Origin of the sequence: Congregibacter litoralis KT71, assembly GCF_000153125.2 — a bacterium.
GTDB classification, from domain to species: Bacteria; Pseudomonadota; Gammaproteobacteria; order Pseudomonadales; family Halieaceae; genus Congregibacter; species Congregibacter litoralis.
The window spans coordinates 1,362,372-1,379,896 of record NZ_CM002299.1 but is presented as its reverse complement, the minus strand read 5'-3'; the positions used below and the strand labels follow the sequence as shown (position 1 = coordinate 1,379,896).

At 59.6% G+C, this 17,525-nt stretch carries 17 protein-coding genes; 10 read left to right on the top strand and 7 right to left on the bottom strand.

Annotated features, from left to right (window positions below; translation table 11 throughout):
• Window positions 1-108: 108 nt before the first annotated feature.
• The 6 genes from KT71_RS06405 to KT71_RS06380 are packed head-to-tail and all read left to right on the top strand — an operon-like array spanning window position 109 to window position 4,988.
• Window positions 109-576: a DUF3806 domain-containing protein gene (locus KT71_RS06405; RefSeq protein WP_008296264.1), complete on the top strand. Its 468-nt coding sequence runs from the start codon at window positions 109-111 to the stop codon at window positions 574-576.
• A 47-nt stretch (window positions 577-623) separates the two neighbouring features.
• Window positions 624-1,736: an ABC transporter permease gene (locus KT71_RS06400; RefSeq protein WP_008296265.1), complete on the top strand. Its 1,113-nt coding sequence runs from the start codon at window positions 624-626 to the stop codon at window positions 1,734-1,736.
• 1 nt (window position 1,737) lies between these two features.
• Window positions 1,738-2,514, top strand: coding sequence for an ABC transporter ATP-binding protein (locus tag KT71_RS06395; RefSeq protein WP_008296266.1), 777 nt, complete (start codon window positions 1,738-1,740; stop codon window positions 2,512-2,514).
• Window positions 2,507-3,475 carry an MlaD family protein gene (locus KT71_RS06390; RefSeq protein ID WP_008296267.1) on the top strand — a complete coding sequence of 323 codons (969 nt, stop codon included), beginning with the start codon at window positions 2,507-2,509 and terminating at the stop codon, window positions 3,473-3,475. The genes KT71_RS06395 and KT71_RS06390 overlap by 8 nt, the downstream gene beginning before the upstream one ends.
• Window positions 3,475-4,131, top strand: a complete 657-nt coding sequence (locus KT71_RS06385; protein WP_008296268.1) for a PqiC family protein — start codon at window positions 3,475-3,477, stop codon at window positions 4,129-4,131. The genes KT71_RS06390 and KT71_RS06385 overlap by 1 nt, the downstream gene beginning before the upstream one ends.
• Before the next feature lie 11 nt (window positions 4,132-4,142).
• The gene (locus KT71_RS06380; protein WP_023660428.1) at window positions 4,143-4,988 is read left to right on the top strand and encodes a mechanosensitive ion channel family protein; all 846 of its coding nucleotides are present in this window, start codon (window positions 4,143-4,145) and stop codon (window positions 4,986-4,988) included.
• Window positions 4,989-5,061: 73 nt separating this feature from the next.
• Here KT71_RS06380 and sppA read toward each other — a convergent pair whose 3' ends face one another.
• From sppA to wrbA, 3 genes are read right to left on the bottom strand one after another with little or no spacing between them, the layout of a single operon-like run.
• A complete protein-coding gene (gene sppA / locus KT71_RS06375) occupies window positions 5,062-6,882 on the bottom strand; it encodes a signal peptide peptidase SppA (RefSeq protein WP_023660427.1) in 1,821 nt (606 codons plus the stop codon).
• A gap of 6 nt (window positions 6,883-6,888) precedes the next feature.
• Window positions 6,889-7,281 carry a DUF2069 domain-containing protein gene (locus tag KT71_RS06370; RefSeq protein WP_008296271.1) on the bottom strand — a complete coding sequence of 131 codons (393 nt, stop codon included), beginning with the start codon at window positions 7,279-7,281 and terminating at the stop codon, window positions 6,889-6,891.
• Window positions 7,278-7,877, bottom strand: coding sequence for an NAD(P)H:quinone oxidoreductase (wrbA, locus tag KT71_RS06365; RefSeq protein WP_008296272.1), 600 nt, complete (start codon window positions 7,875-7,877; stop codon window positions 7,278-7,280). Before wrbA ends, KT71_RS06370 begins: the two co-directional genes overlap by 4 nt.
• Before the next feature lie 115 nt (window positions 7,878-7,992).
• On the opposite strand from wrbA, the gene KT71_RS06360 reads away from it, so the two are divergent.
• Together KT71_RS06360 and KT71_RS06355 are read left to right on the top strand one after the other, a co-directional pair.
• Window positions 7,993-9,201, top strand: a complete 1,209-nt coding sequence (locus KT71_RS06360) for a YihY family inner membrane protein (protein WP_238549459.1) — start codon at window positions 7,993-7,995, stop codon at window positions 9,199-9,201.
• 4 nt (window positions 9,202-9,205) lie between these two features.
• Window positions 9,206-9,700: a TlpA family protein disulfide reductase gene (locus tag KT71_RS06355; RefSeq protein WP_023660425.1), complete on the top strand. Its 495-nt coding sequence runs from the start codon at window positions 9,206-9,208 to the stop codon at window positions 9,698-9,700.
• Here the strand turns inward: KT71_RS06355 and KT71_RS06350 are convergent.
• Entirely contained in the window at window positions 9,686-10,654 is a 969-nt protein-coding gene (locus tag KT71_RS06350; RefSeq protein WP_008296275.1) for a quinone oxidoreductase family protein, read from the bottom strand. The two genes, KT71_RS06355 and KT71_RS06350, sit on opposite strands and share 15 nt — an antisense overlap.
• Window positions 10,655-10,685: 31 nt before the next feature.
• Entirely contained in the window at window positions 10,686-11,183 is a 498-nt protein-coding gene (locus tag KT71_RS06345) for a 6-pyruvoyl trahydropterin synthase family protein (RefSeq protein WP_008296276.1), read from the bottom strand.
• Window positions 11,184-11,268: 85 nt separating this feature from the next.
• Here KT71_RS06345 and KT71_RS06340 point away from each other — a divergent pair, with 85 nt between their 5' ends.
• Window positions 11,269-11,970, top strand: a complete 702-nt coding sequence (locus KT71_RS06340) for an SDR family NAD(P)-dependent oxidoreductase (RefSeq protein WP_008296277.1) — start codon at window positions 11,269-11,271, stop codon at window positions 11,968-11,970.
• Window positions 11,970-12,764: a queuosine precursor transporter gene (locus KT71_RS06335; RefSeq protein ID WP_008296278.1), complete on the top strand. Its 795-nt coding sequence runs from the start codon at window positions 11,970-11,972 to the stop codon at window positions 12,762-12,764. Before KT71_RS06340 ends, KT71_RS06335 begins: the two co-directional genes overlap by 1 nt.
• 9 nt (window positions 12,765-12,773) lie before the next feature.
• Here the strand turns inward: KT71_RS06335 and KT71_RS06330 are convergent, their stop codons facing one another.
• Both KT71_RS06330 and KT71_RS06325 read right to left on the bottom strand, forming a co-directional pair.
• Window positions 12,774-13,844 (bottom strand): Glu/Leu/Phe/Val family dehydrogenase, encoded by a 1,071-nt coding sequence (locus tag KT71_RS06330; protein ID WP_008296279.1) that lies wholly within the window; start codon window positions 13,842-13,844, stop codon window positions 12,774-12,776.
• Window positions 13,845-13,891: 47 nt separating this feature from the next.
• Window positions 13,892-17,404, bottom strand: a complete 3,513-nt coding sequence (locus KT71_RS06325) for an indolepyruvate ferredoxin oxidoreductase family protein (protein WP_008296280.1) — start codon at window positions 17,402-17,404, stop codon at window positions 13,892-13,894.
• Between the last annotated feature and the right edge of the window lie 121 nt (window positions 17,405-17,525).

Below are 17,525 nucleotides of genomic sequence, written 5' to 3'. Positions count from 1 at the left end.
GGCGATGCCGGAACACGCCGTTCGATCCCGTGGAGCGGGCCTTCATTCGCTTCAGCGCTCCGAAGAGCGGGCCTCGGGATCATTCTGGGGAGCTTGTTTTGCGCCCCCATGGCGTCTGCGCAGCTCATCGACAAGCGGGTGACGGCGCTCAACCCTCTGGATCGACAATACATGGATGTACAGCGCCAGGCCCTCAATGAACTTACGCTTCGCTACTACGGGGGCCGCTGTTGTCGTAGTGAGGCTGAGCTGGACTATCTTCAGCGTTTACTGGATGACGGTCACGTGACGCCGGATCAGACGCGGGAGCTCCAGGCCATGGGCGTTGCCCTGGGGGATCTCCTGGCCACAGAGTTGGACATGCACTGGGTGGTGTATGAAGACATCAAAGGGCGTAGCCGCGCCCTTCGTCTGGGAGAGACGGAGAACTATCTCTTTCCCGTCACCATGATAGCCCGGCGTCACGAGGGCGGGGATAGGACGCCAGTGATTAACATCTACCAACAGGCCTTTGCGGCGATCGAAGCGGCGCGTCCACCCCTGCCCTTTGAAGAACCCCCGAAGGACGCCCGATGACGCCAGAAGAAAAGCACTGAGATCATGAATAGCCAAGAGTCTTGTCCATGAGCCGCCCGCCCCTCGCGCAGCTCAGCGCTGACGGTGATCAATTGCAGATCAGCGGTGACTGGACATCGGCAGAGCTCCCCGCCCTCGTGCCCCTCTTCACTACATTGCTGGAGACCCGGGACTCTCCTGCCGTTGACGTATCCGAGGTGAGCGACTGGGACCCGCGACTGGAAGCCGGATTGCTGCGTCTTCAACGGCTTGCTCAGGCAAAGGCGCGTGACATCCGATACCTGGGCGCTCCGGACAGTCAGACCCAGCTCATGAACCTCGCGACAGCCGTTGCCCCCTATGAGGCTCCGGCGGCAAGCGCCACTGGCTTTTTTTCCACAAAGCAACTCCGTCGCAGCCTGGCCGATATCGGCGACGATTTGCTGGATTCTCTGGAGTTTCTGGGGGGCGTCGGCATCGCCCTGTGGCGAACGCTCACGGGCCGCTCGGGGATGCGGCGACGGGAATTCGTCGAGAGTCTCGCCCAGGCGGGCCCTCAGGCCATCGGCATCATTACCCTCACGAGCATTCTCGTGGGTATGATTCTGGCCTACCTGGGCGCTGCCCAGCTCCAGCAGTTTGGCGCCGCCGTGTTTGTTGCGGACCTGGTGGCCATCGGCATGCTTCGGGAGATGGGCGCTCTTATGACCGCGGTGGTCATGGCCGGACGCACGGGCGCCGCCTACGCTGCGCAGCTGAGCACCATGCAGACAAATGAAGAGATCGATGCCATCAGCACCCTCGGCATTGACCCCATGGAATTTCTCGTGGCGCCCCGCGTGCTCGCGCTTTTTCTAATGATGCCTCTGCTGGTGGTCTACGCAGACGCCCTCGGGGTGCTCGGCGGCGCCGTCGTTGCCGGGGGCATGGGGGTAACCCCCCTGCAGTACATCAGCCAACTCAGTGCAGCCATCACGCCCACGCATTTTTTTGTGGGCATCTTCAAGGGCTTCGTTTTCGCTGCCCTCATAGCCACGGCGGGCTGTCGTGCGGGCATGAACGCAGGGCGGAACTCCGAAGCCGTAGGACAGGCCACCACCGAGGCGGTAGTCACCGCGGTGGTCTATCTCATTGTTGCGGACGCGGGCATCAACATTCTCTGTCAGTTGCTGGACATCTAGCATGAGTGAGGCCGTGATCAGCATCCGTGACCTCACCATGGCCTATGGCAGTCGTCTCATACAGCAGGACGTCAATTTCGATGTCATGCGCGGCGACATTTTTGTCATTATGGGCGGCTCGGGCTGCGGTAAGAGCACCCTTTTGAAGCATCTGCTGGGGCTCATAGAACCGGCACGGGGAACCATTTCCTACGGCAGCCAGAACTTTACCCGGGCCGGGCCCGCGGAACGTCAGGCGCTGCGACAGAACTGGGGTATTACCTATCAGTCCGGAGGATTGATCAGCGCCATGACCCTGGCGGACAACGTCGCCCTGCCCCTGGAGCAGTACAGCAACTACAGCGCCAGCGACATCCGCGACATTGTGGCCCTCAAACTGGCCCTCGTGGGCCTTGATGGCTACCAGGACTTTCTGCCAGCGGAAATTTCCGGCGGCATGCGCAAACGCGCTGCCCTCGCGCGTGCAATTGCGCTGGACCCTGATATTCTCTTCTTTGATGAGCCGTCTGCGGGCCTCGATCCCATCAGCTCCCGCCGGCTTGATGACCTGATTTTGCAGCTTAAGGAATCCACCGGAGCGTCGGTTGTGATGGTGACTCACGAGCTACCCAGCATATTTGCCATCGCCAACAATGCTATTTATCTCGATGCGGACAGCAAACGAATGATTGACTCGGGAAATCCCGCCTGGATGCGCGAGCACAGCGAGCACGCGGTGGTGCGACAGTTTTTAAACCGGGCGGCGGATCACGCCTCGGGAGAGACAAGCCATGAGTGAGCGCAAAAGCAGTATCTTCGTCGGTGCTTTTGTCGTGGGCGCTCTCATCATCGCGGCCGCCGGGGCCCTGTTTTTTGCCGGCGGCGGCCTCGGGTCCGAAAAAAGCAAGGTGGTCATGGTGTTTGATGGCTCCCTTCGCGGGCTCACCATCGGTGCACCCGTGGCCCTGCGAGGCGTTACCATCGGACAGGTCACCGATATCGATCTGATCCTCGATGCTGACCACGGCGAGGTCACCATGATCGTTGAAGCGGATATCAGCGGGGACTCCATGCAACTGGTGGGCAGTGTCACGGAGACCATCCTCGAGGAGCTCGTTGAGCGGGGGCTTTCCGCACAGCTCAATACCCAGAGCCTCCTCACGGGCCTTCTATACATTCAACTGGATTTTCAGCCGGACAAAGAGGCCTCTTTCAGTACCATCGCCTCACCACACCCCCAGATTCCAACGATCCCAACGGAGTTGGAACAGCTGCGTCGTTCCCTGGAAACCATTGATTATGCGGCGATAGCGGAGAATGTGGATCGCATTGCCAGCGGTTTGGACGAACTCCTCAACAGCAGCGACATGCAGTCCCTGCCGGGCTCCATGCGCAGCACCCTCGAAGCCCTGGAAGCTGCCAGCACCAGTCTCACGACAACGCTGGAGGAGAACTCTTCGGGTTTGAAAGCCTTTCTTGATGAGGGCACCCGCACCGTTGCAACACTCAATGCGGAGTTGCCGGACATCACTGATGCTATTGAGGGTTCCCTCCAGCGTCTCGATGAGGCGCTGGTGTCTGCCAACGCCAGCCTTGGGGGACTGGAACGCGCCGCCGCGCCGGACTCCCCGCCCCGCCGTCAGCTGAGCCAGGCGATGCAGGAGGTGACCCTGGCTGCGAGAGCCCTCAGGTCCCTTGCGCGAAGCCTTGAGGAACACCCGGAATCCCTGCTCCGCGGCCGCCCGGGGGATGAATCCTGATGCGCTCCCTCATTGTCGTTTTAGTCATTCTCACGCTGCAGGGATGCGCGCCCACGTCCTTGAACATACAGCATCTCCAGCTCTCCGCCGGCAATGCGCCGATGGCCGTGGGAGAAAGCCCCGTCATTGTCCTCGACGGTATCGATATCCCCGATTACCTTCTCAGAGATGAGCTGCTGTACCGGGAAAGCGAATTTACCGTGCGCTACGACGCGGCGCGACGCTGGGCTGAGCCCCTGGATCTGGGTATCCAGCGCGTCCTGGGGCGCCGCCTGGAAAGCATCCTTGATACCCAAAGGGTCATTCTTTTTCCCGATGCGACGGCGAGACCGGCGGACTGGCAACTGCGGGTCACCATCGAGGAGTTTGAAGCCGTTAACGGTGTCGTCAGGATTGCGGCCGAGGGTCGCTGGGAACAGGAAAACGGGGATAGCATTATCCGGGAGTCCGTGGTCTATGAGGATACCCTGCCCCTGGACTCAACTAGCGGTGACGACATCGCAAAAGCCATGAGCAAGCTCCTCTGGACCTTCGCTGAGGAGCTCGCCGCCGGCATCGCCGAGGTCGCACCGGCAGCGACGGTCGGCGCCCAAACAGGTCGCAACACAAACGTCGAAACCGTTATAGAAACCGTTTCAGAAACCCCTCCCCAATGAAGGACAGGATCATGGAAATGCTAAAAGACCCCAGCCAGTGGCTACCCCTGGCGATTGAGTACGGCACTGCGCTGGCGCTCGCCATTGTGATTTTTTACGTCGGCCGCCTGGTTGTGGGACGCATTGTCAGTGTCTGCCACAAGGTCATGCTGAGCAGGGGCACGGACGAGACCCTGGTGAATTTTGTGTGCTCCATTCTCCGCTGGGTGGGTCTTCTCTTCGTTACCATCGCGGCGCTCAGCAGACTGGGCGTGGACACCACATCCCTTGTTGCCCTTCTCGGCGCAGCGGGTTTGGCTATCGGTCTTTCCCTGCAAAGCTCTCTGGGCAATTTCGCCGCGGGGGTCATGCTGATTGTCTTCAAGCCTTTCAAGAAAGGCGATTTTATTGAGGCTGCCGGCACCATGGGCACCGTCGATACCATCGGTATTTTCACTACAACCATGACCACGCCCGACAACAAGGAAATCATTGTTCCCAATGGCGGCATTATTGGTGGCAATATCACGAATTTCTCCGCCCGGGCCACTCGCCGCGTCGATATGGTGTTCGGTATTTCCTACGGAGATAACCTCCACGATGCGAAAACCATTCTTGAGGACATTATTAAGTCCGATAGCCGCGTTCTTGCGGAACCCGAAGCGGTGGTTACCGTGGGCGCCCTGGCGGACTCCAGCGTGAACTTCCTCGTGCGCCCCTGGGTGAATGCGGCAGATTACTGGGGTGTTCTATGGGATACCACGGAAGCTGTAAAACTGCGCTTTGACGAGGCGGGCATTTCTATTCCCTTCCCGCAAATGGAGCTGCATATGCAGCGTCCCGAAGATGCCAAGGCAGAGGAAGCCAAGGCAGAGTAAGTGCGGAAGTGATGCTGATGCAGCTTAATTCAGATCGCAGCTGACACAGCGCATAGGACCGCGGCTTTCTTCATTACAAATCGCAGCTGAAACAGCGCATATAGAGATGGCCGGGATCGGCAAAGCTGTCGACCATATCGACGCTTCGCCGCACCGGCTCCAGTAAGGCACTGAGCCCCGATGCAAGACCCGGCATTGTCATGAGGCGGCCAGCCCCCATGCGATCGCTCAGCTGTTGTAATAGCAACTCACTGGAGGAAAACTCGGGCAGTATGCTGATCACGGCATAGTCGTCGTCCAGACCCGCGAGGGCAGCCGCCTCCTTTGCGGCGTCATCCAGACTCCCTAAGCCATCGATGAGTCCAGCCTCCAGGGCATCCCTGGCGCTCAGCACCCTGCCCTGAGCCAAAGCATCCAGCGTCACCAGATCGATAGAGCGACTCTCGGAAACCAAGCCAAGAAACTGCCGGTAAATATGATCCACGGACTGCTGCAGCGTATCGGCGAGAGCCGGGTTGAGGGCCCGGTCGGGACGAAGAGCGCCCGCCAGTTCGGTGGTGCCCAGACCGTCCGTTTGCACTCCCCCCTTTGCCAGAAGACGTTCAACGGTGGGAAACGCGGCAAAGACACCGATGCTCCCCGTGAGGCTGGTAGGCGTTGCGAAAATGCGATCTGCCGCGGTGGCGATGTAATACCCCCCCGACGCCGCAACACTGCCCATGCTCACCACAACAGGCATACCGGTTTTTCGAATCCGCTCTATCTCGGCCCGGATGATTTCCGAGGCGAAGACACTCCCGCCGCCCGTGGTTACCCTGAGAACTATCGCCTCAACGCCCTTGCGCTCCGCGGTTTTTCTCAGAAGCCGGGAGAGGCTGCCCGAGCCAATGGTGCCCGGCGGCTGATCCCCCGGCAGCATGTTTCCCTGGGCTGTCACTACCGCCACCTTGGGTAGATCCGACGCCGCCCGTGAAGGTCGCATCCGCGTCACGTAGCGCGAGAAGGACACGCCCTGAAAGCTGCCATCCTCGTCCGTTGCCCCCACCAGGGAAACGAGATGACTGTTTTGTTGGGAGCGATCCAGCAGTTCATCCACCAGCCCCGCCTCCAGGGCAAGGCGCGCGCCGTCGCCGTCGACGGCCCGCAGTCGCGCCGGAAAATCATTCAATAGCGCATTAACTGCTCCCGGCTCCAGGCCGCGGCGGGATTCCACCGCGCTGCTGTAGGCATCCCATAGATCGTCCAGCCACTCCCGGGTGATCTGGCGCTCACCGGGCGACATGTCATTGCGTAACAGAGGCTCCGCAATGGATTTGTAATCCCCGGCGCGAAACACGTGCATGGTCACGGAGAGCTTGTCCAATGCGTCGGCAAAATAGTTGGTGTAAAAACTGAAGCCCTCCAGAGCTACCGCACCGAAGGGATGCATGAGCAACGTATCGGCTTCCACGGCGAGGCGATATTGATCCTGGGTAAAGTAATCGCCTACTGCAATCACCGGCTTGCCCGTCTCCCGAAAACGGGCGATGGCCTCTGCCAGCTCCGTCGTCTTACTCTGCCCGATGGATACCAAGCCCCCCAGCTTGAGCACCAGGGCCGCGATGCGATCATCCGATCTGGCCAGTTCAACGCTGTCGATGAGATCCGTGAGCAGCGTTTCCCGGCTCGCCGCGGGCTGCTCAAAAAGCAGACTGGCCGCTTCAATCTGGCTGCGCTCGTCTACCACACGCCCCGTGGGATCCAGCACCAGGGCGGCCCGCTGGGGCAGGGGTTCAGGGGAGCCACTGAAGCTCATCCACAGCACCACCAGCAAGACGATGAAAATCAGATTGGCCAGAGCCAGGCGGAGTATCGTGAGACCCCGCCACAAAGCGAGAAAAATTCGTTTAATCAAGAGACGCTAAACCTCGGAGTCGGAGCCCGCATCCCGTGACGCCTGGAGCTCCCGGGAACGTTGGCGCACATAAAACATAGAGCACAGGAACAGCAAAATAACGGCAAAGAGTTCCGCCTGGGCCCGCCCACTGTCAGGCTCGGCAAAGATCCGCAGGGTCGCGAAGACGAAATACATGAGGCTGATAAACGCCAGCCAGGTGTAGCTCCGCATGCCATCGCGCACCATGCCGGGAATGAGTATCAGCAGCGGCGCAAACCAGAAAAATAACAGAAAAGCCGGTACGGATCGCTGCCAGGCATCGACAACCTGGGTGCTTAACAGCAGCAACAGAGCAGCCCAGGTACCCAACCAGATCCATTGCACCACGGTCCCGCGGGAAGGAGGGTTCGCACTCATGAGAGACGCGCGCAGGTTTGAGCCACTCGTCGTCCCAGAGCACGGCAGAGCTGGAGCTCGGTATCATCTATGGCCCGACTGCCATCAGCGCCGGACCAGTGCGTTGCACCATAGGGTGTTCCACCGGAATCAGTGGTCATCAGGCCCGCCTCGCTGTAGGGCAGTCCCATGACCAACATGCCGTGATGAAGCAGTGGCAACTGCATGGATAACAAGGTGCTCTCCTGTCCGCCGTGAAGACTGGCGGTGGAAGTAAACACCGCCGCCGGCTTATCAATCATCGCACCGCTGAGCCAGAGATCCGATGTCTGATCCACAAAATACTTCAGGGGCGCCGCCATGTTCCCGAACCGCGTGGGAGAGCCCATCACCAGCCCCGCGCAGTGGCGGAGGTCATCAATGCTGCAATACAAGGGTCCGTCCTCAGGCACGGGATCTGCGCTCTGCTCCGTCTCGGCGGACACGGGTGGCACCGTGCGCAGTCTCGCTTCAAAACCCGTCACGCTACTCACCCCGCGGGCCACCATGCGGGCCATCGCCTCCGTGCTGCCCTGGCGGCTGTAAAAAAGAACTAAAACGTAGGGAGATTGGGACATGGGTGGCGTCGTACTGCAGATTTATACGGCCACCGAGTATAGCAAAGTGAGGGTGAGGACCCCGCCCATACTTCCCCGCAGCGCTTTCTGCGATAATCCAGCCATGGAAAACCTCATGAACAAACTGCCCAAATTGCAGCGCCGGGCGCTCTATCTGGCCAGCCGCTATAAATCAGACCGCTGCCGTGACACCTCCGCGGCGCTGACCTATATGTCGCTCTTTGCCCTCGTGCCTCTGATGACCGTGCTCTACACCATGGCCTCGGCGGTCCCGGCGTTTCAGGGACTGGAGTCGAACATTCAGAGTTTACTGTTCGACAACCTGGTACCCGAGACATCGGCAGGCATTGAGGAATACCTGTCGGATTTTTCCCGCCAGGCCAAGAACCTCACGGGCTTCGGTATTGCGTTTCTGATCGTTACCGCTGTCCTGATGCTGCGGAACATCGAGCAGGCCTTCAATCTGATCTGGCGCACCCGGGACAACCGCGGCACCGTGTCCAGCTTTTTACTGTACTGGGCCATTCTTTCCCTCGCTCCTGTGACCATCGGTTTGGGGCTTGGCGTCAGCACGTTTCTGACCTCCTTTGCGGGTCGTCTGGAGGAGTGGGACATCATCGGGATCGGCGGCCTGCTTCTGCGGATGCTGCCCTATTTCCTTCAAATTCTCGGATTCACCCTGATTTACGCAGCGGTACCCAACTGCCGCGTCCCGGTAAAACATGCTTTTGTGGGCGGCGTCATTGCGGCGACAAGCTTTAACATCGCCCGGGCACTGTTTACAAAGCTGGTCGCGGGCTCAAGCATCACCTTCATTTATGGCGCCTTTGCCGCTGTTCCGCTGTTTCTCCTGTGGATCTACATCTCCTGGAACATCGTTCTAATTGCCGCAATCGTCGTGCATAGCCTGTCGGCCTATCAGAGCGAGGCGCAATCACGGCGCCCCCTGCTAATGAAAGGGCTTGAAGTTCTGGAAACCCTCTGGCGACGGCAATCCGAGGGCCTGCCCCTCCGAGAGCTGGAGCTCCTGAAGGGGCGGAAGTTGTCCGTGGATGCGGAAAGCTGGCAACAGCTCCGAGACTGCTTTCTCAATCACCGCGTCATCGCCAAAGACGAACGGGGTCACTTCCTTCTCGCAAGAGACCTCCACACGGTGCCCCTCTGGCAACTTCAGGAATGGCTGGATAGCGAAGGCGAGCTTGCCATTGAATCCCGGGATAGCATGCCCAGCTGGGAGCAACGGGCCCTTGGCCTTCTTCAGGAGCAGCAGCAGGGCATCCGAGAACACATGGACATCCCCTTGGCGACACTATTTGAGCAATAACACCATGAAGCAAAGTAAAAAACCGTCCCCGCAGCGCATGACGCTCATCGCGCTCCTGGCCTGCACCGCGCTTACCTGCCTTAGCGCCTGCGAACAAACCGTCGACCCCCGCAGTCTGGACAGCAAGGGCGAGTGGACCTTCATCAACTACTGGGCAAAGTGGTGCAAGCCCTGCATCAAGGAAGTGCCGGAACTCAATCTTCTCCATAGCAGGGAAGGTATCCGCGTATTGGGCGTTAATTACGACGGTGCTGTGGGCGAGGACCTTCAGACGCAACTCGAAAGCCTTAACGTGCAGTTTCCCACCCTGGATGCTGACCCCGCCGCACGCTTCGGCGTTGAACGACCGCAGGTTCTGCCCACGACCCTGGTGATTGATCCCCAGGGGACGCTAACCACAGTGCTTGTAGGCCCTCAGACCGAGGCGTCCCTGCTGGCCGCAGCGGGCATCGCGGACACCGAAGCGATGAGTACCGGGCAGGACTCAGGGCAAGAGTAGCGAGGACCCCACGGTGCGACGCGCTTCCAGTTCCGCGTGGGCGCGCTGTACCTCTGCCAGGGGGTAACGCTGGGCGATGGTCACCTTGATACGCCCGTCCAGGACCCGATCAAAAACCGCCGCCGCGCTGGCACGCATTTCCTCTTTGCTTGCCACATAGGCCATGAGACTCGGCCGGGTGATGTACAGGGAACCGCGCGCAGCAAGCTGCTGCAAATCAAAAGGCGGCGGACTCCCCGAGGCGTTACCGAAACTCACCATCAGACCCCGGGGCGCGAGACAGTCCAGGGAGTCGGTGAACGTGGCAGCACCCACACCGTCATAGACGACAGGGAGCATTTTACCGCCGGTGATTTCCCGCACTTTGGCGACGAGATCCGGCTCATCACTCAAAAAACAGTGCGTATAGCCATTCGCCAGAGCCAGCTCGCGCTTAGCCTCGCTACTGACGGTGCCGATAAGCTCGGCACCCAGGGCCGCAGCCCATTGACCAAAAATCAAACCCACACCGCCCGCCGCCGCGGGGAAAAGAGTCTGCTCACCGGCCGTCAAGGCATAGGTGCGCTGAATCAGATACTCCACCGTCGCGCCTTTTAAAAGCACCGCAGCGGCGGTATCAAAATCGATACCCTCGGGTATCGCCACCAGGCGCTCCGCCGGAAGATTGATCGCCTCGCTGTAGGCGCCAAAACCTGCGGCGCAATAGGCAACGCGATCGCCCACGGCCAGGTCCACACCGTCGCCAATGGCCTCCACGACGCCCGCGCCCTCAAGACCGATGCCCGTAGGAAGTGGTAAGGGGTAAAGACCACTGCGATGATAGGTATCGATGTAATTCAGGCCGATGGCGCGATTCGCGACCCGCACCATGCCGGGTCCCGGCGCCTCCAGCTCCGCATCGACGAGGCGGAGTACCTCGGGACCACCCACTGACTGTATTTCTACTTTTTTCATTGCTTCACCATTTTGTTACCCATGCTATCGCTCAGGCGATGCCCTCATCCATTGCCGACCAGCGGGCACTGCCTTTCTGACCCGGACCCGAGGCTACGCAGATTTCCAACTCCGCCAGGGCCTCTCCCGCAGACTCTTCCAGCATCCGGCGCAAGAGGTAATGCGCGAACTCCTCCACGGTGGAGTTAACGATGGGTAGCACAAGGGTGTCGGAGCGCAGGAACCACATGTCTTCGCCATTGAAACTCACCCGGTAGTTATCGCCGTCTTCCACAACGGACTGATAAGGAGAATGCCCGGGCAGCACCATGTATTCATCGAGTTCGTCGCAGAGCCCTTTTATGCGGCGTTTGTAAACGTTGTAATCGGCGGCAAAGCCGTTATCTCCCATGGGAGCAGCAATCATGGCAGACACTGAGAAGTTGTGCCCATGGAGCCTTTCTCGTTCCGTTGCCGAAAAAATCGTGTAATGCGCTGCAGAAAACTTATGGCTTTCTTTGTCGATATAAAGTGTTGCAAGGCGTTCCATCCAAACTCTCTCTTATCACGTATTCTTCGCGTATTCTGTCGTTTTTCCGTCAACGCACCAACAACACATTCCTAGGGAGAATAGCATGACCATTGCGATCATAACCGGGGCGAGCGTCGGCATCGGCGAAGCCACCGCCCGGACATTTCAGGACGGTGGTTATGAAGTCGTGAATCTGTCCCGCCGCGCATGCAAGGTCCCCGGCGTGCACAATATGCCCTGTGATCTGGCGGATCCTGACAGCATTGGCGATGTCATCGATGCACTCCTGAGCCGTATCTCCGGGCTGTCCGAAATCAGTCTCATCCACAACGCCAGTCAAATGCGCAAGGACAGCGCGGACAACTGCGCGGACGACAGTCTTCGAGCAGTCATGGAGACCAACGTCATCGCCGTTAACCGACTTACCCGCGCCCTCCTCCCCGGCATGGGCCCCGGGAGCAGTGTTCTGTATGTGGGATCCACCCTCGCCGAGAAAGCCGTGCCCAATACCTTTAGCTACGTCGTCTCCAAGCACGCCCAACTGGGTATGATGCGGTCCACCTGCCAGGATCTCATGGGTTCGGGCATACACACGGCCATGGTCTGCCCGGGCTTCACGGACACGGAAATGCTTCGCAACCATCTAGGCAATGACGAGGCTCTGCTTCAGCAGATCGGGGGCATGAACAGCTTCGGGCGGCTCATTGAGCCCGAGGAAATATCGGCGGTCCTCCTTTGGGCGCACCGAAACCCTGTGATCAACGGCTCCGTGCTGCACGCGAATCTGGGGCAGCGGGAAAACTGATGAGTCCACCCCAGCTCCAGGAGCGCCGCGAGCGGGTATTTCTGGTCTTGGCCGGTACCTTTCTCTGCGCCATGACGCTTTTGAATGTCATTGGCATCACGCGCTTTGTACAGCTCGGCCCCATGGCCCTGGCCGTGGGCGTGCTGCCCTACCCCCTGACCTTTCTGTGCACCGACCTGATCTGCGAGCTCTACGGCAAGGCCCGGGCAAACTTTCTCGTCAGCGTCGGCCTGGGCCTGAACTTTCTGATTCTCTTTGTACTGTTCCTCGGCAACAGCATTCCCTCGGTACCCGCAGATGCCATGCCCCCGTGGCAGATCATCCATTTGGCAGCGCCGGTCGCCCTGCCCAACGGCGATGTGGTGGAAAGCAGCATCGGCCTCTACCAGCTGATTTACGCCACAACCTCCGGAGCCGTTTTTGCATCGATGCTCGCCTACATTGCGGCGCAGTACTGCGATGTGCAGCTCTTTCATTTCTGGAAGCGTGTCACGAAAGGGAAGCATCTTTGGATTCGTAACAACTTCAGCACATTAATGAGCCAGATGGTCGACTCCGTGATGGTGGTTACGGTCACCTTTGGCGCGGCATTTCTTCGCGGGGATGTCACCACGAAAGCCCTGGCGATATTGGTGGGCAGCAATTATCTGTTCAAAGCCTGCGTGGCGCTCCTCGATACCGGCCCCTTCTACGTTGCCGTGCACTACCTGCGCCGGTATCTGCACCTCGAGGAGGGTAGCTATGCCGCGGCGGAGCATGCCCAGGCGGCACCCGCAGGAACGTCGCCAAACTGAATAGCCAGATCAGGCGACGTTAAGCAGCCCCTCCCCCCGAGGGTTAACGCAGTCCAGAAGTTCCTCGGCAAGCGTTTCAGCGATATCTACCGTGGGCTGATGACATTGATCTGCCCGCTCGAGAACTTCCCCGAGGCGATCGCCGATGCTTTCGATATGGGATGGCAAGGCACTTCTGTCCAGGCCACTTCGCTGGTAGTGCACATCGATGATGCCACCGGCGTTAATGAGAAAATCCGGACAGTAGAGAATCCCGCGGTCCGCGAGCCGGGCACCGTCCGCCCGGTCTCGAAGCTGATTGTTTGCAGCACCGGCAACGATACCTGCGCGCAATTTTGCGATGCTATCCACGTTGAGGGCACCCCCAAGGGCACAGGGCGCAACAACGTCAACGTCTGCAAACAGAATGTCATCGGCTGCCACCGCGGTCACGCCAAGTTCTGACTCCGCGCGGGCGATGTTTGCCCCGTTGATGTCCGAAGCCAGCACCCGGGCACCGGCTTTAACCAGCAGCTCCGCCAGGGCGTAACCCACATGGCCCAAGCCCTGCACCGCAACGCGCACGCCCTGGAGATCGCTGGCGCCCAGGCGGTGGGCAAGGGCCCGACGAATAGCTACATAAACCCCCAGAGCCGTGCTGGGCGATGGATCGCCCCCATGCTCAGTCGCCGCAAAGCCACTGACAAAACTCGTGTGTTGACTCATGGCGCGAAGATCGGCCACGGCCGTGCCCGAGTCCTCCGCCGCCACGTAGCGCCCCCCCAGACTTTCGATGAACTCTGCCATGGCGCGCCACAGGGCCGGCGTTTTGTCCTGTGCGGGATCGCCAATGATCACGGACTTGCCGCCACCCAGGGGCAAGCCCGCCAGCGCCGACTTGTAGGTCATGCCCCGGGATAGACGCAAGACATCATCGAGGGCTTCATCGTCGGACCCGTAGGGAAACATTCGACAACCGCCCACGGCGGCGCCCAGACGGGTGTCGTGCACAGCGATAATTGCCCGGAGACCGCTTGCGCGATCTGCAGCGAACACAACCTTCTCATGGTCATCAAACGAGGGAGCTGTAAATACGGTCATTTCATTAATCTCTGTTATTAGAATCCATGCGTATCACGGGGCGGCCTTCAAGCCGCCTCGACGATCTGAACGACCTCTTCCTTTCCTTCAAGGCGCGCCAGCAGACTGGACTGCCGTACCGCAAGCTGATCGCGATTGCGGTCTTTTACATGGCCAAAACCTCGAAGTTGCTGGGGTAGCGCGAGGAGTTCTCGCAACAGCGCGTACTCGGTATCGGAGCTTGCAGCGGATACATGTGAATGCAGCTTTGCGAGAAGGGATTGGTAGTCTTCGATGTCCTGGCGCTCCTGACGACGCTCTGCGGTGTAGGCAAAGAGGTCAAACGCGGTGCCCCGAAGGCGTCGCAGGGGTGCCAGCAAGCGGAATGCATTGAGCATCCAGGAACCAAATTCCTTTTTCTTGAGCTCTCCCGTATGGGGATCGCGCTTGCTGAACAGCGGAGGCGCCAGATTGAAAGTCAGCTCGTAATCCCCTTCGAAGCGGGCTTCTATCTTCTTCAGGAACGCAGGGTCGCTGTAAAGGCGCGCCACTTCGTACTCATCCTTGTAGGCCATAAGCTTAAACAGCGATCGCGCGGCGGTTGCGGTGAGGGAGTCGGATTCCCCGGAGCGCTCATCGACGACCTCCAGGGCAGCGATGATTTCGCGGTAGCGCCGGGCGTAGGGCTCGTCCTGATACGCCACGAGACGGGTCGCGCGATCTTCAATGAGTTCCGCAGTGGACAGGGGAGCGACGGACTTTGCCTCAGGTAAGAGGGCAAGCACCTGATCGGGGCGGTTGGCATAGCGACGCCCATAGAGGAAAGCCTGCTTGTTAAAGTCGACGGCCACGCCATTGAGCTCAATGGCTTTTTCCAGAGACGCCGCGGACACCGGCACCAAACCCCGCTGCCAGGCATAGCCCAGAAGAAACAGATTGCTTGCAATCGTGTCGCCCATGAGTGTGGTGGCAATGCGACTGGAGTCGAGAAAATGGCAATCGCTGTCGCCCACTTCCTCCAGCACGCGCTGCTTCATGGTGTCCGTCGGGAAGCGGGCGTCAGGATTGAGAATAAAGCTGGCGGTGGGCACCTCGGCGTCGTTAACCACCGCATGGGTGCGCCCGTGCGCGGCTTTGCCCAGGGCCTCATAGGTTGTGGTTACCACCAGATCGCAACCCAGGAGCAAATCCGCTTCGCCGGCAGGGATCCGCACCGCCATGATGTCATCCTGGGCATTGGAGACCCGCACGTGGGACACCACGGCGCCAAACTTCTGGGCCAGGCCTGTCTGGTTGAGGGTGGCGCAGCCTTTACCTTCAATGTGTGCGGCCATGGCCACAAGAGAGGTAATCGTCAGTACGCCGGTGCCACCGACGCCGGTCACAACGGTGTTCCAGGGCCGCTCATCCAGATTGGGAAGCTGGGGCTCAGGCAGGGGGTCAAAGATGGTCTGCGCGGTGTCCACACGTCGGGGTTTGCGCAACCCGCCGCCGGTCACCGTTACAAAACTGGGGCAGAACCCCCGGTTGCAGCTGTAATCTTTGTTGCAGGCACTCTGATCGATCTGACGCTTGCGCCCCAGCTCCGTTTCCTTGGGAACGATGGACAGACAATTGGATTTGACGGAGCAGTCACCGCAGCCCTCGCACACGGCATCGTTGATAAACAAACGCTTTGCCGGGTCCACGGCACTGCCTTTCTTGCGACGACGGCGCTTCTCCGCTGCACAGGTTTGCTGATACACGATCACGGAGGTGCCTTTCGTCTCGCGCAATTCGCGCTGCAAGGCGTCCATGTCGTCACGGTGATGAAGGCTCAGGCCTCCCACGGAGGGCAGGTGACCCCGCCACTGATCCGGCTCGTCGCTCACAAGAGCAATACGCCGCACTCCCTCGCCCTGAAGCTGCTTCAGGAGATCGGGAATGGACAGGGAGCCATCGATGGGCTGGCCACCGGTCATCGCTACGGCGTCGTTGTAAAGAATCTTGTAGGTGATATTGACCTTGGAAGCGACGGCGGCGCGCACGGCCAGAATACCTGAATGGAAGTAGGTGCCATCCCCCAGATTCTGGAAAACGTGTTCCGTTTCCGTGAAGGGCGCCTGGCCAATCCACGTCACGCCTTCGCCCCCCATTTGCGTAAAGGTCAGCGTCGGGCGGTCAGGCATCCAGGTGGCCATGTAGTGACACCCGATGCCTCCCATGGCGCGGCTGCCATCCGGCAGTTTCGTCGAGGTGTTGTGGGGACAGCCGGAGCAAAAATGGGGAACGCGCTCTGCCACTTCCGCGGGCCGTGCCAGGGACAGCTCCTTACTCTCGATCCAGCGGATCCGTTCATCCATCAGTTCAGACTGGTAAAAACGGCGGATGCGCGCGGCGATGGCCAGGGCGACCTTTGCCGGCGTGAGCTCGCCGAGATTCGGCAATAGATCCCTGCCGGTCTCATCAAATTCACCAATCACCCGGGGCCTGGCGGCCACGGGGTAATTGTAAAGCTGCCCCGTCAACTGATCTTCGATAATCGACCGCTTCTCCTCGACCACCAGAATTTCTTCGAGCCCGTCGGCGAACTCATGGGTCGTCTGAGGCTCCAGCGGCCAGGGCATACCGACCTTGTAAACACGCAAACCGATCTCGGCTGCGACGCCCGCACTGATACCCATATCATCAAGGGCCTGCATCACATCGAGATAGGCTTTTCCGGAGGTAATAATGCCGAAGCGGGCCTTGGGGCTATCGAGGACGACCTTGTTCAAACCATTGACACGGGCAAATTCCCGCGCCGCGTAGATTTTGTAACGGTTAAGACGCTCCTCCTGCTCCATGGGCTGATCTGGCCACCGGGCGTGCACGCCTCCCTCGGGCAGCTGAAAACCCTCGGGGATGGCGACCTGAATGCGCGAGGCGTCGAGGTCTGCCGAGATCGCAGAATCCATGTTCTCAGTGATCGCTTTGAGGGCCACCCAGCACCCGGAATAACGGGACAGTTCCCAGCCGTAGACGCCGAGATCCAGCACCTCCTGCACGTTCGATGGGCTCAGCACGGGAATAGAAGCGGCGATGAAATCGTGCTCGGACTGATGGGGCAGCGTGGAGGATTTGCAGGCGTGATCGTCTCCCGCTACCGCCAGAACCCCACCAAATTCCGAGGTGCCCGCCGCGTTGGCGTGTTTGAACACATCCATGCTGCGGTCAACGCCCGGCCCCTTGCCGTACCACATGGAGAACACGCCATCGTAGCGAGCGCCCGAAAACAGATTGGTCTGCTGGCTTCCCCATACGGCAGTGGCTGCCAGTTCTTCGTTGATGCCCGGCTGAAAGTGCACGTTATGAGGTTCCAGCCATTTGCGGGCCTTCCAGAACGCCTGGTCTACACCCCCCAGGGGCGAGCCGCGATAACCGGAAACAAAGGCTGCCGTGTTCAGGCCCCGCTGCTGGTCGCGCTGATGCTGGAGCATGGGTAGACGAACAAGGGCTTCGATGCCCGTCATGTAGGCACGATCAATCTCCAGGGAGTATTTGTCGTCCAGACTGACCTCAGCTCTGCCGCGTACGACGCGTCCACCGACTTCATCCGCCATGTTATTTCCCTTTTATGAAGGCAGGAAAATTTTAAAGCAGACAGAAGAATTTACTATGCTATTTACCTGTAACCTCACCCTAAAAATAGATAAAATATACACTTCTAACGTCACTCACGCA

What these genes read in the sequence shown, in the direction of transcription:
- KT71_RS06405 (WP_008296264.1), top strand. Translation starts at nt 109, where the DNA reads ATGGCGTCTGCGCAGCTCATCGACAAGCGGGTGACGGCGCTCAACCCT.
- KT71_RS06400 (WP_008296265.1), top strand. Translation starts at nt 624, where the DNA reads ATGAGCCGCCCGCCCCTCGCGCAGCTCAGCGCTGACGGTGATCAATTG.
- KT71_RS06395 (WP_008296266.1), top strand. Translation starts at nt 1,738, where the DNA reads ATGAGTGAGGCCGTGATCAGCATCCGTGACCTCACCATGGCCTATGGC.
- KT71_RS06390 (WP_008296267.1), top strand. Translation starts at nt 2,507, where the DNA reads ATGAGTGAGCGCAAAAGCAGTATCTTCGTCGGTGCTTTTGTCGTGGGC.
- KT71_RS06385 (WP_008296268.1), top strand. Translation starts at nt 3,475, where the DNA reads ATGCGCTCCCTCATTGTCGTTTTAGTCATTCTCACGCTGCAGGGATGC.
- KT71_RS06380 (WP_023660428.1), top strand. Translation starts at nt 4,143, where the DNA reads ATGGAAATGCTAAAAGACCCCAGCCAGTGGCTACCCCTGGCGATTGAG.
- KT71_RS06370 (WP_008296271.1), bottom strand. Translation starts at nt 7,281, where the DNA reads ATGAGTGCGAACCCTCCTTCCCGCGGGACCGTGGTGCAATGGATCTGG.
- wrbA (WP_008296272.1), bottom strand. Translation starts at nt 7,877, where the DNA reads ATGTCCCAATCTCCCTACGTTTTAGTTCTTTTTTACAGCCGCCAGGGC.
- KT71_RS06360 (WP_238549459.1), top strand. Translation starts at nt 7,993, where the DNA reads ATGAACAAACTGCCCAAATTGCAGCGCCGGGCGCTCTATCTGGCCAGC.
- KT71_RS06355 (WP_023660425.1), top strand. Translation starts at nt 9,206, where the DNA reads ATGAAGCAAAGTAAAAAACCGTCCCCGCAGCGCATGACGCTCATCGCG.
- KT71_RS06350 (WP_008296275.1), bottom strand. Translation starts at nt 10,654, where the DNA reads ATGAAAAAAGTAGAAATACAGTCAGTGGGTGGTCCCGAGGTACTCCGC.
- KT71_RS06345 (WP_008296276.1), bottom strand. Translation starts at nt 11,183, where the DNA reads ATGGAACGCCTTGCAACACTTTATATCGACAAAGAAAGCCATAAGTTT.
- KT71_RS06340 (WP_008296277.1), top strand. Translation starts at nt 11,269, where the DNA reads ATGACCATTGCGATCATAACCGGGGCGAGCGTCGGCATCGGCGAAGCC.
- KT71_RS06335 (WP_008296278.1), top strand. Translation starts at nt 11,970, where the DNA reads ATGAGTCCACCCCAGCTCCAGGAGCGCCGCGAGCGGGTATTTCTGGTC.
- KT71_RS06330 (WP_008296279.1), bottom strand. Translation starts at nt 13,844, where the DNA reads ATGACCGTATTTACAGCTCCCTCGTTTGATGACCATGAGAAGGTTGTG.
- KT71_RS06325 (WP_008296280.1), bottom strand. Translation starts at nt 17,404, where the DNA reads ATGGCGGATGAAGTCGGTGGACGCGTCGTACGCGGCAGAGCTGAGGTC.